The following is a 16268-nucleotide window of genomic DNA, read 5'->3' as shown; positions in this document are numbered from 1 at the left end:
ATTCCAAGGCCCGCCCCTCCATGCAACAGCCCACGCCCTCGTCGCGTCCCACGCTGCGCGTGTCCGATGACCGCACCTTCGTCGAAACCGAAGCGGCCCTCGAAAAGGCCGGACGAGTCGAGGAGTTGATCCGCCTCTACGAAGGGCGCTCCCGCGACGTCGTCGCCGACGAGGCCGTGCGGCTGCTGTGCCGCGCCGCGGAGCTGGCGCACGACCGGCAGCGCAACGCGCAGCGCGCCGAGGAGCTCCTCAAGCGCGCCTTGCTGGTGGCGAAGGAGCCGCTTCCCGCGCTGCGCGGGCTCAAGCGGCTGCACGAGTCCAGGCAGGACGGCGCCGCGCTGGCGGACGTGCTGGAGCGGATGGGTGGCGTCACGCAGGGCGAGGAGAGCGCGGGCTACTACCTGAAGGCGGCGGACCTCTACGAGCAGAAGCTGTTCCGCCGCGACCGCGCCGTGCTGTGCCTGCAGCGCGCGGTGCGGGCGAAGCCGGACCGGGCCGTCTTCCGCCGCGTGCGGCAGTTGTTCCTGACGGAGGAGCGTTTCCAACCGGCCTTCGAGGCGCTGGAGCGCGAGCGCGCGGCGCTGGGCGACGCGGGCATGGCGGAGGAGTACGCGGCGCTCGCCGAGCGGCTGGTGGATGACCCCACCGAGCATGAGCTGGCGCAGACGGTGGTGGATGCCGCGCGCGCGCTGGACCCGCAGAACGCGCGACTGGAGAAGGCCTCGCGGGCGTTGCAGCGCTTCGAGCAGACGTGGCGCGACCGCGTGCGGATGCTGCGCAGCATGTCGCTGGAGGAGCGCGACCGGAAGAGCGCGGCGCGGCTGTCGCTGCTCGTGGCGAAGCTCTTCGCCTGGTACGACCCGGGCTCGGCCGGCAAGGTGAAGGAGGCGCTGGACCGGTGCTTCCTGTTGTGGCCGGGCATGCCCGAGGGCCTGTCCCTCATCGAGAAGCTGACCCTGCGCGCCGGCGGCGACTTCGGGCCGGCCATCGCGCAAATCGAAGCCATGGCGGGCGAGGTCAAGGACCGCACCGCGCAGGTGGACCTGTGGCTGCGCGTGGGCACGCTGCGGCTGGGCCGGATGAACGACGCGGATGGCGCGCTGGCGGCCTTCGAGAAGGCGGTGGCGGTGGACCCGTCCCGCGCGGATGCGGCGAGCCTGACGGCCGAGCAGCTCCTGGAGAAGGGCCGCGCGCCGGAGGCGGTGGCGGTGCTGGAGCGCTACCTGAGCACGGTGAAGGACCGCTCGACGCAGGCGGCGATGCGACTGCGCCTGGCGGACCTCTGCCTGGCGCAGCTCCGGGACGCGGACGCCGCCCGCGAGCACCTGGAGGCGGCGCTGAAGCTGGACCCGACGCAGGCGCTCGCGGCGTTCCAGCTGGCGCGGCTGCTCGCGGAGGATGAGGCGCTGGACGCGGTGGTGCCGCTCCTGGACCTGGCGCTGCTGGCGCCGCGGCCCCGTCCCGAGCGCGTGGCCTTCTGCGAGGCGCTCGCGCTGATGTTCGAGGAGAAGGACGACGCGCGCGGCGCCTTCGAGGTGCTGTCGCGCGCGCTCGAGCTCGAGCCGGGCCGTCCACTGCTGCTGGGCTCGGTGGTGGAGTACGCGGAGAAGGCGCAGGTGCAGCCCGCGCTCGCCCTGGCGCTGCAACGCGCCGCGCACGCGGCGCCCGCGGCCGAGGTGGCGGCCACGCTCTGGCGGCAGCTCGCCCAGCTCCTCCAGGGGCCGCTGGCGGACCCTGCGCGCGCGGAGGCCGCATGGCGCGAGGTGCTGACGCACGCGCCTGGCGACGCGGCGGCCATGGAGGCGGTGAAGTCGCTCCAGGCGGCCGCGGCGCTCGCGGACGACCCGAAGGCGCGCCTGGAGGCGGACGTGTCCCGGCGCGAGGCGGCCGGCGCCGCGCCCGAGGAGCTGGAGCCCCTGGCCCGCGAACTGGTGCAACTGGCGCCGGACGATGCCGCGGCGGTGCAGCGGCTCCAGGCCTTGTGCGTGGCGCTGTCGAAGTTCGAAGAGGCGGCGGCGCTGGCGGGCCGGCTCGCGGCTCTGGCGGAGACGCAACTGGAACGCAACGAGTGGACGGCGCGCCAGGCGAAGCTCTACGCGGAGCGGCTGGGGCGTCAGGAGGACGCGACGGACCTGTTCCTGGGCCTGCTGGCGGAGAACGTCTCCACGGGCGTGGTGGTGGGGGGCCTGGAGCGGCTGTCGGCCGCAGGTATCCGCACGGCGGAGGTGACGGAGGCGCTGGCGGCGCACTATGGCCGCACGGGTGATCACCAGCGGCAGGTCGCCGCGCTCCACCAGCAGCTGGACGTGACGACGGAGCCCGCGGCCCGCAAGCGCCTGTTCGCGCTGCTGGCCAGCATCCACGAGAAGCAGCTGGCCGACAGCCGCGCGGCCTTCGACGTCCGCGTCCGTGCGCTGCGCGAGGACACCAAGGACGAAGGCGCCCGCGCCGAGGCGCTGCGGCTGGCCCGCGACCTCTCAGCGCACGCGGAGCTGGGGCGGGTGCTGCGCACGCTGGCCTCCGAGGCCGAGGACCCCTCGGTGGCGGTGCCCCTGCTGCTCGACGCGGCGAGCCTGGCGGAGGAGGGCGCGCTGGCGGCCGAGGCCATCACCGCGATGGAGGCCGCGGTGGGGCGCGCGCCCGAGTCGAACGCGCTGCTGCAGCGGCTGGTGCGGATGTACGGTCGCGTCGGGCGCTCGGCGGACGCGGAAGGGCTGCTGCGCAAGCGCATCCAGGGCGCGCGCGGCCCGGAGCGGTTGGAGCTGCTGCTGCAGCTCGTCGACCTCAACGCGGAACTGGGCCGCGACGCCCAGGCCGCCGAGGCGCTGCAGTCCGCGCTCTCTCATGGCGCCGAGGAAGGGCGGCACCTGCCGCGCCTGGCGGAGCTCTACGAGAAGGCGGGGCGCACGCGGGAGCTGGGAGACACGCTGGCGCGAATGATTGCGCTGGCCGAGTCCGCCGGCGACGCGGACAAGGTGGCGCGGCTGAAGCTGCGTCGCGCGCACCTACTGCAGGATTCACAGGACGGCAGCGCGGAGGCCGTGCAGAGCTACGCGGACATCCTGCTCCAGCGCCCCTCGGACCCGGACGCGCTGGCGGCGTTGGAGGCGATGCTCGCGTCGGGCCCGTCGCGCGAGGCGGCGGCGCGCGTGCTGGTTCCCGCCTTCGAGCGGACCAAGGACCACCGCAAGCTGGTGGCCACGCTGGACGTGCTCGCGGAGGTGGCGAAGGACGACGCCGCGCGTGTGCAGGCGTTGCGGCACGCGGCGCAGGTCCACCTGTCGCACCTGCGTCAGCCGGAGCTGGCCTTCGCGGCGCTCGCACGCGCCCTGCGGCTGGCGCCCGGTGACGCGGGGTTGCGCTCCTCGGCGCGGCAGGCGGCGGAGGACGCGGACTCGCTGGACAGCTACGCGGAGATTCTCGCCGAGCTGGCCGAGGAGGGGAACGTCGGCACCGCGCGCCTCGCACTGCTGCGTGAGCTGGCGGAGGTGCAGGAGAAGAAGTTGGATGACAAGGCCGGCGCGGTCCATGCGCTGCGCGCGTTGCTGGCCATCGAGCCGGGCAATCTGGACTGCCTGCGCGCCCTCCAGCGGCTGCACCGCGCGGGAGAGGAGTGGGCCGCGCTCGCCGAGGTGCTGGAGAAGCTGGCCGCCGCGTCGCCGGAGCCCGCCGAGCAGCTGGCGTTCCTGCGCGAGGCCGCGCTGCTGCACGAGACGAAGTTGATGGACAAGGAGAGCGCCGCCGACGCGTGGCGCATCATCGCGGAGCGCGACCCGGCGAACCGCGAGGCCTCGGCGACCCTGGACCGGCTCTACTCCGAGAGCGGCCGCCACGCGGACCTGGCCTGGGCGCTGGCGCTGCGCCGCAACCAGGAAGGGCAGAGCCCGCAGGGGCGTGAAGTCTCCTTCCGCCTGGCGGAGCTGCAGCGCACCGTGCTGGACGACGCGAACGCGGCGCTGGGCCTCTACCGGAAGATCCTGGCCGAGGACCCGGGGCACCCGGGCGCGCGCGCGGCACTGGAAGACTGGGTGAAGGCGGCGGTGCCCGCGAGCGGCGCGGCGCTGGAGGTGCTCGACCCGGTGCTCGTGCAGGTGGGCGACCACGCCCGCCGCGTGTCGCTGCGGGAGGCGCGGATGGCGTCCGCGCTCACGGTGGAGAAGGCCCTCCTCGCGGGGGAGATCCGTCGCATCTACGAGCGCGACATGCTCCAGCCCTCGCTGGCGTTCATGTCCGCGGTGAAGTCCTTCGCGCAGGGCCTGGACCGGGAGGGCGTGCAGCCGGACCTGGAGCGGCTGGCGCGCGACACGGGCTCGCACGAGGTGCTGGCCGAAATCTACGAGACGGCGGCCACGGAGCTGACCTCGGGCGACCCGGCGGCGCTGGAGCTGCTGCGCCGCTCGGCGGAGCTGCGCGAGTCCCTGGACCAGCCAGAGGAGGCCGCGCGCCTGTGGAAGGCCCTGCTGGCGGATGCGCCGCAGGACCGGCAGGCGCTGGAGGCCCTGTCCCGGCTGTACGAGAAGGGGCAGAACGCCAAGAGCCTGTCGGAGGTCTACACGCGCCAGGCGCAGCTCTCCACCGACCCGGAAGAGCGCGTGGGGTTGCTGCTCAAGGCCGGCGAGGCGCACGCGAACGCGGGCGAGGACGCGAAGGCCATCGAGACGTACCGCTCCGCGCTGGCACTCCGGAAGGTACCCGAGGGACTGCTCGCGCTGGAGAAGCTGTACGCGAAGGCGCGGCGCTTCGTGGAGCAGGCGGACGTCCTGGACCAGCTCGCGGACGGCGCGACGGACGACGCCGCGCGGCGCAACTGGCTGCTGAAGCGTGCCCAGCTCCTGGAGAAGGAAGTGGGGCCCGCGGAGTCGCTGCCGGTGTACCGGCGCCTGCTGGAGCTCGCGCCGGGAGACGGGCAGGTGGTGGCGGGCCTGGAGCGGCTGATGGCGCACGAGGCGCCGCGGGCCGAGGCCGCGCGCCTGCTGGAGCCCGTGTACCGCGGCGTCAACGACACGCGGAAGCTGGTGGATGTCCTGGAGGTGCTGCTGCCCGGCGTCGCGCCGGAGCGGCGGCTGGAGCACATCCAGGAGATTGCGACGCTGCGCGAGGCGCTGGGGCAGACGTCGCTCGCGTTCGTCTCGCGGCTGCGGGCCTTCAACGAGGCGCCGCAGGAGGCCTCGGTGCGCGACGAGCTGGAGCGGCTGGCCGCCGACTCGGGTGCGTTCGAGGAGGTGGCGGCCGCGTACGAGGACCAGCTGGAGCGCGGCGCGCAGGAGCCGCTCGCTGGCGACTTGTGGCGGCGGCTGGCGGGCATCTACGACAACCGCCTCAAGCGGTATGACCTGGCCGTGCGCGCGATGGAGGAGATGTCGCGCCGCGACCCGAAGAACAAGGCGGTGCTGGAGTCCATCGCCCGCGTCCACCGCCGCACGGGCGCGCACCGCGAGCTGGCGCTCGTCATGCGCCGCCAGGTGGCGGCCGAGTCGAACCCGTCCACGCAGGTGAACCTGCTCTTCGAGCTGGCGCACCTGGCCGAGGAGACGCTGGCGGACAAGTCGCTGGCGGCGCAGGCGTACCGGGAGATTCTCGACATCCGGCCGGAGAACGCCAACGCGCTGAAGCTGCTGGGCCGCGTGCTCGCGGAGATGGAGCGGTGGCCTGAGCTGGCCCAGCACATCGAGCGGGAAATCCAGCTGGCGGACGAGCGCGGCGCCCAGGAAGAGGCGTCCGACCTGCGCGTGCGCCTGGGCCGGCTGAAGGTGTCGCGCCTGGACGACCCCCGTGGCGCGCTGGAGCTGTACCAGACGGTGCTCGCGCGCCGCGAGGGCCACGCCGGCGCGGTGGGCGCGCTCGAGGAGATGGCGCGCTCGGAGAGTCCGCTGCGCGGTGCCGCGGCCAGTGCGCTGGAGCCCGTCTTCGCCGCGGTGGGCAACCACCTGAAGCAGGTGGAGATGCTGGAGTCGCGGGCCTCGGCGGAGACCGTGCCACAGGAGCGCGCCGCGCTGCTGCGCCGCATCGCGGAAATCTACGCCGGCTCGCTGGAGAACGCGGAGATGGCCTTCCTGGCCGCCACGCGCGCGCTGCGCGAGCTGCCGGATGACCTGCGCTCGCTGGAGCTGTGCGTCTCGCTGGTGGACAAGGCGGAGGCCCCCGAGGAGCTCGCCGCCATCCTCTCGGAGGTGGTGGGCAAGGCGGGCGATGCGTCCCGTGCCGAGCTGTACCGCGAGCTGGCTCGCATCCAGACGGACCTGGGCGAGCCGGCCGAGGCGCTGGCGTCGTGGAAGCGCGTGCTGGAGCTGCGGCCCACGGACACCGAGGCGCTGGACGGCACGGTGCGTCTGGTGGCGTCGCAGGGCAAGCCGACGGAGCTGCTGGAGGTGCTGCGGCGCCAGCTCGCCGTGGTGGAGGAGCCCGCGAGGCGTGCCGCCGTGCTCTTCCAGATGGGCACGCTCCAGGAGGAGCAGCTCAAGGATGCCCTGGGCGCCCTGGCCACCTTCCGCCGCTTGCTGGAGCTCAAGCCGGACGACCTGCCCACGCTGGAGCGCATGGAGGCGCTCTGCCAGCAGCAGGAGCGCTGGCCGGAGCTGGCGGACGCGCTGGCCCGCCGCATCGCGCTGCTGCCGTCCGAGGAAGGCCTGGAGCTGAAGTTCCGCCTGGCCACGGTGCGCGAGTCGCGCCTGCTGGACCGCACGGGTGCGCTGGCGCTGTACGGCGAGGTGCTCTCCGTGCAGCCCAACCACGCCGGGGCGGTGGGCCGCATGGAGGCGCTGGTGGCGCGCGAGCCGCAGAACCTGCTCGCGGTGGAGACGCTGCTGCGCGCCCTCCGCGCCAGCGGTGACATCACGCGCCTGGCCCAGGTCATCGAGATGCGTGTGGGCGTGTCGGGTGACGCGTTCGAGCGCAAGGCGCTCCTGGGCGAGCTGGCCACCCTGCGCGAGTCCCAGGAGGAGGCGGAGCTGGCCTTCCTGGCGCTCTTCCGCGCCTTCAAGGAAGACCCGAACGACGCTGGCATTCGCGCTCGGCTGGAGAACGCGGCGGACGCGTCGGCCAGCTATGACGAGTTGCTGGCCGCCTACGAGGAGGCACTCCCACGCGTCGCCGAGGCCGCGGACGCCGCGCAGATCTGCCTCCGGTTGGGGCAGATGCTGGAGACGAAGCTGCGCGATCCGGACCGCGCCGTCTCCTACTACGAGCGCGCGCGAACGCTGCATCCCACGGTGCAGGAGCCGTCGCTGGTGGCGTTGGACCGGCTGTACCTCCAGTTGGAGGCGTGGCCGGAGCTCGCGGGAATCCTGGAGGCGCTGGTCGCCGGGGTGTCGGAGCCCGCGGACCGCGTGGGCTACCTGTTCCGCCTGGGCCAGCTCTACCAGGAGCGGCTGGACAGCCCGGACCGCGCGGCCGGCGCCTACGAGAGCATCCTCACCCTGGACCCGGAGCACCTCGCGTCCGCGCGGCTGCTCGAGGGCATCTACGAGGCCGCGGGCGCGTCGGAGAAGCTGTACGGCATCCTGAAGCTCCAGGCGGAGAAGGTATCTGGCGCCGAGCGCGACCGGGTGCTGGCGAAGATGGCGCAGGTGTCCGCGGAAGGGCTGGCGGACCTGGACCGCTCCATCGAGCTCTACCGCGAGCTGCTGTCGAAGAACGCGCGCAACGAGCAGGCCTTCTCCGCGCTGGAGTCGCTGTACGAGCGCGCCGACCGGCCGCAGGACCTGCGAGAGCTCCTCGAGGGCCGGCTGGCGGTGACGCTGGACCCGCGCGAGGTGGTGCGCCTCAACGAGCGCCTGGGCCGCGTGGTGTACCGCCTGCTGAAGCAGCCGGAGCAGGCGGTGCCGTACTTCAAGGCCGCGCTGGACCGGGACGCGCGTCACCGGGGTGTGCTGGACACGCTGCGCGAGCTGTATGACGAGACGGGCCAGCGTGAAGAGCTGGTCGGTGTGCTGCGCCGGCTGGTGCCGCTCCAGGAGAGCAGCGACGGTGTGAAGGCGCTGCGGCTGCGGCTGGCGGAGGTGCTCGCCGGCATGGGCCGCCGCGAGGAGGCGCTGGATGCCGCCCGCCGCGCGCTGGAGGTGGAGCCGCACCAGGTGCCCGAGCTGGACCGCGTGCACGCGCTCTTCGTCTCGCTGCGCGCGTGGAACGACGCGGTGCGGGCGCTGGAGCTCAAGGTGCAGGTGCACCTGCTGGCGGAGGAGCGCGAGCAGGCCGTGGCCACGTACTTCGCCGTCGCGGACCTGTGGGTGGGGCAGGGCGGCAAGCCCGAGCTGTCCTCGGGCGCGCTGGAGAAGGTCCTCGAGCTGGACCCCGCCAACCGCACCGCCTACGAGCGCGCGTGCGAGCTGTACCGGACGCACAACGACTGGCGCGCGTATGCCCAGGTGATGGACCGCTACATGCCCCACCTCGTCACGGACGAGGAGAAGCTGGCCGCGCTGCGCGAGCTGGCCCGGGTGCAGGAAGCGCGGCTGGGACAGAAGGACGTGGCCTTCCTGGCGCTGTGCCGCGCGCTCCAACTGGACGCCTCGGACGACACGTTGCGCGAGGAGGTCGAGCGCCTGGCCGACGAGACGGGCAGCCACGAGGAGCTGGCCGCCGTCTACGAGGAGGTCGCCGACGACCTGCCGCGTGGCGCGCTGGCCGAGCGCCTCTACGCCACGCTCGCGCGCGTCCACGACACGCGCCTGGATGACCCGCAGGCGGCGGAAGCGGCGTTCCGGAAGATTCTCGAGTTCGACCCGACCAACGCCACCGCGCTGGACGGGCTCGCCGCCGTGTTCCAGCGCCGGGGCCGCCAGCGCGAGTACGTGGTGGCCCTGGAGCAGAAGCTGGAGGCCGCCGGCTCCATCGAGCAGCGCAAGGGCATCCTCCGCGAGATTGCCCGCGTCTGGGACGAGCAACTGGAGGACCCGGTCGAGGCCGCCAGCGCGCTGCTGCGTGCGCTGGAGCTGGAGCCGGACGCCGAGACGCTCGGCGTGCTCACCGCGCTGTACCGCCGCCAGCGCTCGTGGCCGGACGTGGCGTCCACGCTGCTGCGTGCCCGGGACCTCGCGGACAGTATCGAGGAGCGCGCGCGCATCCAGGTGGAGGTGGCGGGCGTCTACGAGCGCGACATCGGAGACGACGAGTCGGCGGTGGCCGCGTACCGGCAGGCGCTGGAGCTGGACCCCGTCAATCGCGAGGCGCTGGAATCGCTCGAGCGGCTCCACACGCGGCTGGACCAGCCGGCGGACCTGCTCGCCATCTACGAGCGCATGCTCGAGCTGAGCGACGACTGGCGCGAGAAGATTCGCGTCCTCTTCCGCAGCGCGACCATCTGGGAGGACAAGTACCAGAACCCCGCGAACGCGGACATCTGCGTGGAGAGCGTGCTTGCCATCGACCCGCAGAACGTCCAGGCCATCAAGACGCTCATCCGGCTCCGTCGCGCGCAGGCGCGGTGGGAGGACCTCATCGCGGCCTACGAGCGGCAGCTCGCGCTCGCCATCAGCCCGCAGGAGCAGGCCGAGCTGTACGTGGACATCGGGAACGTCCAGTACCAGCAGCTCAAGGCGCTCGACAAGGCAGTGAACAACTACCACGCGGCGCTCGCCGCGGACCCCGAGTGCCGGCCGGCCCTGCACGCGCTGGGCACGATGTACGAGCGCAGCGGCAACTGGCCCTTCGCGCTGGAGATGCTGTCGAAGGAGGCAGAGCTCGCCGGGCAGTCGAAGGACGCCGTGGAGCTCTACTACCGGCTCGGGAAGATCAACGAGGACATGCTGATGGACACGGGCAGCGCCCGGACCGCCTATCAGCAGGCCCTCGCGGTGGACCCGGGTCACCTGCCCAGCATCCGCGCCCTGAAGGGCATCCAGGAGCAGGAGCAGGACTGGAGCGGCTACGAGCAGACGCTGCGTCAGGAGGCGGAGCAGACCGAGGAGCCAGCCGCCAAGGGCCGCGCGCTGCTGGACGTGGCGCGCTACCACGCCGAGACGCGGGAGGACCGCGACACGGCCGTCGGCTACTGGCAGGAGGCGCTCAAGCACATCCCGGACAGCCTGGAGGCCGCGCGTCCGCTGTCGGACGTCTACATCGCGCACGAAGACTGGGCGTCCGGTGAGCGGATGCTGGACATCGTCACGAGGAAGATGGCGGAGATGGCCATGGCGGAGAAGGACTCCGTCTCCGCCGCCGACCTCTGCCGCCAGCTCTACCGCCTGGGCTACGTGGCGGAGAAGCTGGGCAAGCGCGACAAGGCCCTGGGCAGCTATGAGAAGGCCTACGAGCTGGACGCCACCTATCTCCCGGCGCTGGAGGGCTACGGCAACCTGCTGGTGCAGACGCGCCGCTACGAGGACGCGCTCAAGGTCTTCCAAACCATCCTCATCCACCACCGCGAGGAGCTGACGGACCTGGAGGTGGTGGAGGTGTACTGGCAGCTCGGCGACATCCACGCCGCGCTGAACCAGACGGACCGCGCGCAGAACCACTTCGAGAAGGCGCTCGCCATCGACCCTGGCCACGAGCCGACGCTGCGGGCCCTGGTCGCGCTGCTGGAGAAGCAGGGCCAGTACGAGAAGTCCGCGGACCTGCGGCAGCAACTGGCGGGCGTGCTGGAGGGCGAGGCCCGCGCGAAGGTGTGCCTGGAGCTGGGCCGCATCGCTCGCGACGAGCTGCACGACCCGTACATGGCCATCGACGCCTTCACCAACGCGCTCAAGTCCCAGCCGGACGCGCCGGAGGTGATGGACCAGCTCTACGTGCTGCTGCGCGAGACGCGTCAGGGGCAGAAGGCCGCCGACGTGCTGGCGCGCATGCTGGCGCTCCCCGCGCTGGGGCTGGAGCCGCACAAGGCCAAGCGCGTCTGGTTCGCGCTGGGCGAGCTGCGCCGCGATGACCTGAAGGACGTGGAGGGCGCCGCCGAGGCCTTCAACGCCGCCCTGGACCTGGACCCCCGCTTCGTCGAGGCCTTCAGCGCGCTCGAGGCCATGCTCGGCGGCGCGCGCCAGTGGAAGCAGCTAGAGGAGAACTACACGAAGATGCTGGGCCGGCTGCCCAAGACGCCGGAGACGCACGTGGCGCGCATGGCGCTGTGGCGCGCGCTCGGCGACCTGTACCTCCAGGTGCTCAAGCACCCCGAGGGCGCGGTGGCCGCCTACGGCGTGGCCGCCAAGGGACTGCCGGACGACGCGGCGGTGCAGGAGGCCTTCGCGGACCTCGCGGGGCAGATGCTGGGCCGCGAGGACGAAGCCATCGCCGCGCTGAGGCGCGCGCTGCCGAACACGACGGATCCGCGCAAGGTGGTGGGCGCGCTGGTTCGCCTGTCCGCGCTGCGCAAGGACTATGACGGCGCGTGGCTCGCGGCACAGGCGGTGTCGGGGCTGCTGGGCGAGGCCGGCGAGGACGAGCAGGAAATCCTCACCAAGCTGGGGCCCTACGCGAAGAACAAGGAGAAGGTGGAGCCCCGGCCGCTGAACGACCAGCTGTGGCACAACCACCTGTTCCACCCGAAGGCGCGCGGGCCGTTGGCGGAGCTGCTGGGCCTGCTCTTCGCGAAGGTGGGGCACCTGTACGCGGTGCCGTTCCCGCAGTACCAACTGGTGCCCAAGCGTCACCGCATCGACGTGGCGACCGCGCCCGAGTACCACGTCCACCACTACCGGTACGTGGCGCGCGTGCTGGGCATGGAGGCGGTGGAGCTGTACTCGCCCTTCCTCGTGGCGACGCGTGAGCGGATGGCCAAGCGCTCCAACGAGCCAGCCCCCGAGCCGCTCGTCAACGTGGAGCTGCTGCAGACGCACCCGGCCTCGCTGCGCGTGGGCGGCAAGTACTTCGCCGAGCAGGGCCAGAAGGAGGTCTATTACCTCCTGGGCCGCACGCTGGCGCTGGCGCGCTCCGAGCTGGCGTTCAGCCAGCGCGTGGCGCCAGAGCGGCTGGAGGCCATCCTCCAGGCGGCGCTGAGCCTCGTCGTGGGCAACGTGCGCATCGCCGAGGCGCAGCACCTGGTGGAGCCCGAGCGCCGGCTGCTGGAGAAGAGCCTCAGCGAACCGGACCGGGCGGCGCTGGCCAAGGCGGCGCGTGCGTGGCTGCCCACCGCCACGCCCCAGTCGGTGCGTCAGTACCTGGAGGGCGCGGAGCTCACCGCGGCGCGGGCGGGTCTGCTCGCCGCGGGGGAGATGGAGCCGGTGCGCCGCATGGTGCAGGGCGAGACGGGCTCCGCCTTCCGCGTCCCGGTGCGCAACAAGCTACGGGAACTGCTGGTGTTCGCCACCTCCGACGACCTGCGTGAGCTGCGCGTCGCCGTGGGTACGCACGTGGAGGTCCAGGTGCGCAGGTAGCGACAGAACCCGCGGCGGGGTTCATGCGTTAATAGGCAGGCGGGCGGTCTTGGCTCCGAACCTTGACCCCTCCGGCTGCCACTTCTACGATTCACGCGGGATTTCTCCCGTTATTTCCGAGGCTTACGGGAACGATGCGTTTCGTCTGCGACAGTTGCCGCGCGCAGTACATGATCAGCGACGACAAGATTGGCCCCAAGGGGGTCAAGGTTCGTTGCAAGAAGTGCGGCCACACCATCACCGTGCGTCCCGCTGGCGCGCCGGCCGCGAAGGACTCCGCGTCCGAGTCCTCCCCCTCCGAGACTTCCGCCACGAGCGAGGCGAGCAAGGGGAGCGATGCTGCCGCTGCCACCATGCCCGCGACGCTGGGCACGCCGCCCGAAGGCGGTCTGTTCACGGACGTGGAAGAGGACGAGATTGGCGCCGTCTTCGACCAGGTGCTGAGCTCCGGCACGCACAAGATTCCCACGGAGGCGGCGAACGAGGCCGCGGCGCGTGAGGCGTCCGCGGAGAACGTGCGCAAGCTGGCCGAGGCCGAGGCCGAGCCGGACAAGGAAGAGGCGAAGCCCAACGCGGCCGCGCACGAGTGGTACGTGGCCATCGACGAGAAGCAGGTCGGCCCCTTCGGCGTGGAGAAGGTCAAGGACCTCTGGGACCGCGGGGAGGTCGGCCCGGACAGCCTGTGCTGGCGTTCGGGATTCAGCGACTGGATTCCGCTGTCGGAGGCGACGGACCTCGCGTCGGTGCTGGCGCCTCGGCCCTCCAAGCCGGTCATCGTCGCGCCCGAGCCCGTGTCCGGTTCGACGCCCACGGTGTCCGCCGGTCCGGTGCAGTCCGCGTTCAGTGCGGGCAAGGGCGCGCAGGCGGGGGCTGCCGCCGCCTCGTCCGAGGAGCCCGTGGGCTGGAAGCCCTCCGCGGCGAGTGTGCTGGCCTCGCTGGTGAAGGAGGAGAACGAGGCCCTGTCCAAGCCTCCGCCGACGCCCGCGCCCGCGCTGGGCAAGGAGCCGGTGTCGCAGTCGCGGCTCCTCGATGTGCCCATGCCGCCCCCGGAGCCGGTGTCCTCGCCATCGCTGCGTGGCGCGGAGGTTCCGATGGCGCCGGCCATGGCCGCGCCGATGCCATATGGGCAGCCGCCCGCGCCGCAGTACGCGCAGCCGGCGCCGATGCCATATGGGCAGCCGCCCGCGCCGCAGTACGCGCAGCCGGCGCCGATGCCGTATCCACCGCAGCCGAGCTATCCGGTCGCGTACCCACCACCGGGGGCGGGGCAGGGTGGCGGAAAGAGCAAGACGGGGCTCTTCGCGGGCATTGCCGCGGGCCTGCTCGTGGTGGGTGGTGGTGCCGCGGCCCTCTTCCTGAAGGGCGGCTCCGGCACGGAGGCTGCGCCTGCGAGCCCGCCGGTCGTTGCCTCGGCGCCAGCGGCCGCGCCAACGCCGCCGCCCGCAGCGCCGCCTCCGGCGAACACGGCTCCGGCGGCGACCGCTCAGGCGCCCACGAGCCCCGCGACGCCTCCAGCCACGGAAGGGGCGGCGGCACCTGCGAACACGGCGGCTGCTCCGGCGACGCCTCCGCCTGAGACGGCGCCCACGGCCGTGGCGGCCGCGCCGACGCCACCTCCCGCCGCGGAGCCTGCGAAGCCCGCGGAGACGGCGGTGGCGAAGGTGGAGCGGCCCAGCAGCAGCCGCCGGACGTCGTCCTCCTCACGCAGGGAGGACCCCGAGCCGCGGTCCGCGTCTGCCCGCGCCGAGCGGCCGTCGTCGAGTGACTCGGACGATGACTTCGACGAGCTGTTTGGCACGAAGAAGTCGAGCTCGACGTCGAAGCCGACGGCGTCGCGTCCGACGGCGTACGTGCCGCCTGAGCCGGGGGGCGGCACGCCGGACCGACTGCAGCAGTCGGACATCATGGCGGTGGTGCTCGCGAACAAGCCGGCCATCGTCAAGTGCGTCAACGAGCAGAAGAAGAAGGACCCGTCGTTGAGCGGCAAGCTGGTGATGCGGTGGACCATCCAGACGAGCGGGAAGACGACCGGAATCTCGTGCCGCACGGATGAGTTCCGCTCCACCTACATGGCGAGCTGCATCTCGGGGCTCATCAAGAGCTGGACCTTCCCGCGTCACAAGCGGCAGGGCGAGCCCATCGACTTTCCGTTCACCTTCTGAAGGTGCGGGGTCGGCTGTGGGCGCATCGCGACATGTGCGTCGCGATGCGCTCCGCTCCAACTGTCGGCTTGTGTGACGGGTGAATTTCCCGGCCCTGCAGCCGTCGAGGAGGCGTCGACACTCGTTGACACGTCCGGATCGGCGGGACTAAGCCTGACGTGCTCGCATGGATGTCGGGGCCTGTTGTCAGTGGCCGGAGGCCCCCCGGGCGGCGTTCCAAACAAGAGGAAATCTCAACATGCAGCTTCGCAAGATGATGTGGGTGCTCACTGCGCTGGGCGCAATGAGCGGTCTCATGGCTGGTTGCGGTGACGACTCGACGTCTCCGGGCGCGTGCACCAGCAATGACGAGTGCGGAGAGTCGGAGATCTGTCACCCGACTGCCCAGATCTGCGTGCAGACCTGTAACTCTGGTGCGGACTGTCCCTCCACGGCGAAGACCTGCGCCCCGGTGGGCGGCACGGGCGCCAACGCCAACACGATGATCTGCCAGTGCTCCACGGACGCGCTCTGCAACGGCGGCGCGGACTCCGAGTCCACCGACCTGGTCTGCTCCAACCTGGACAACGTCTGCGTGACGGCCTGCTCGTCCAACGCGGACTGCACCGGCGACCGGACCTGCAACGTGAGCACCGGTCAGTGCGAGGAGGGTGACACCGAGCCCGAGCCTGGCGACAGCTGCAACGGCGAGGGCCTGTCGACGTGCGACTACGGTCTCATCTGCTCCAGCGGCACCTGCTCCGAGCCGCCCGCGCCGACGTGCCAGAACTACACCGCGTACCCCAACAAGGCGGATGTCGGCACCACGGGGCCCATCATCTACAACATTGAAACTGTTAGTGCGACGCCGGGCACTAGTTCTTGGTGCACCGGGCTGCAGCGGCTGCGGCTTCGTGTTTCTGCGTACACGGACCCCTCATCGCCGTTCCCTCCGAACTCCGGAGGTCTGGGCGGCTTCTACTACGTTCTGACGGACGGAACTCGTATCAGCCCGGTCGTGAGTAACGGACAGGATGACTATGTTGTCTCGGCGAACGGTGATCACGCCGACATTATCGTCAACCTTTGCGTTCCGGCGGACAGCACCACGACCTTGACCGGGTATCACTTCGCGGACGGCAATTTCTTCTGCTACCGGTCGAACTACTAGGACTGGGTTGATGCGGCCCTGGAGCCTTGGTTGGGGTGTGGGATGTCGCTGCACTGCTAACGCAAGGGCTCGGTGAATCTTCATTGCGCCCGACCGTTTCACGATGGGGCGCAAACAGTTCGGCGTCTTGATAAGGAGAGATCATGCGGTACACCAAGCTGATTCGGACGATGACCCTCGGGCTGGCTTTGGCTGCCCCGACGGCGATGGCCAAGGACGCTGCAGTGAAGTTGAACTGCCCTGCCGGAACGAAGCAGTCCGGTTCAAAGGCCGAAGGCCTTTCCTGCACGAAGTTCGATGCAAAGCACGGTACTCAGATCGCGCATGGCGATTACGTCGAGTACCACCCGAATGGGGTGAAGGCGACGCAGGGGCAGTTCGAGAACGGATTGAAGGTTGGTGTCTGGACGTTCTTTGACGCCGCCGGCACCAAGTGGGGAACCACTGAGTTCAAGGATGGGGCCTGGGATGGCAAGCGCATCACGTACTTCCCCAATGGCAAGCCGCACCTTGTTGAAGAGTACAAGAACAGCAGGAAGCACGGCCTGACGCAGGAGCTGTCTCAGGATGGTCAGGTCGTCAGCCAGGTGCGGTACGACAACAACCGCCTTGTCTCTGCCCAGTAGGTAGGGCACTTCGTTGCAATAAGAGGGG

General features: G+C 71.4%; 4 protein-coding genes. All 4 read left to right on the top strand.

Annotated elements, in window-relative coordinates; all coding sequences use genetic code 11:
• Positions 1–20 precede the first annotated feature (20 nt).
• The 4 genes from VZL07_RS00845 to VZL07_RS00830 all read left to right on the top strand — a co-directional run bounded on the left by VZL07_RS00845 (position 21) and on the right by VZL07_RS00830 (position 16240).
• Positions 21–12302, top strand: coding sequence for a tetratricopeptide repeat protein (locus VZL07_RS00845; RefSeq protein ID WP_426753402.1), 12282 nt, complete (start codon positions 21–23; stop codon positions 12300–12302).
• 134 nt (positions 12303–12436) lie between these two features.
• Positions 12437–14464, top strand: a complete 2028-nt coding sequence (gltJ, locus tag VZL07_RS00840; RefSeq protein WP_426753401.1) for an adventurous gliding motility protein GltJ — start codon at positions 12437–12439, stop codon at positions 14462–14464.
• Between the two features lie 238 nt (positions 14465–14702).
• Complete coding sequence (locus tag VZL07_RS00835) at positions 14703–15614, top strand: hypothetical protein (protein ID WP_426753400.1); 912 nt, start codon at positions 14703–14705, stop codon at positions 15612–15614.
• 143 nt (positions 15615–15757) lie between these two features.
• Positions 15758–16240: a toxin-antitoxin system YwqK family antitoxin gene (locus tag VZL07_RS00830; protein ID WP_426753399.1), complete on the top strand. Its 483-nt coding sequence runs from the start codon at positions 15758–15760 to the stop codon at positions 16238–16240.
• Positions 16241–16268 lie beyond the last annotated feature (28 nt).

The organism is Pseudomyxococcus flavus (assembly GCF_050038885.1).
Taxonomy (GTDB): Bacteria; Myxococcota; Myxococcia; order Myxococcales; family Myxococcaceae; genus Myxococcus; species Myxococcus flavus.
The sequence above is the reverse complement of the archived record's forward strand: the minus strand, read 5'-3'. Positions and strand labels throughout refer to the sequence as shown.

Bases quoted from the DNA above. Each gene is read 5' to 3' on its own strand.
- VZL07_RS00835 (WP_426753400.1), top strand. From the start codon at position 14,703: ATGCAGCTTCGCAAGATGATGTGGGTGCTCACTGCGCTGGGCGCAATG.
- VZL07_RS00845 (WP_426753402.1), top strand. From the start codon at position 21: ATGCAACAGCCCACGCCCTCGTCGCGTCCCACGCTGCGCGTGTCCGAT.
- gltJ (WP_426753401.1), top strand. From the start codon at position 12,437: ATGCGTTTCGTCTGCGACAGTTGCCGCGCGCAGTACATGATCAGCGAC.
- VZL07_RS00830 (WP_426753399.1), top strand. From the start codon at position 15,758: ATGCGGTACACCAAGCTGATTCGGACGATGACCCTCGGGCTGGCTTTG.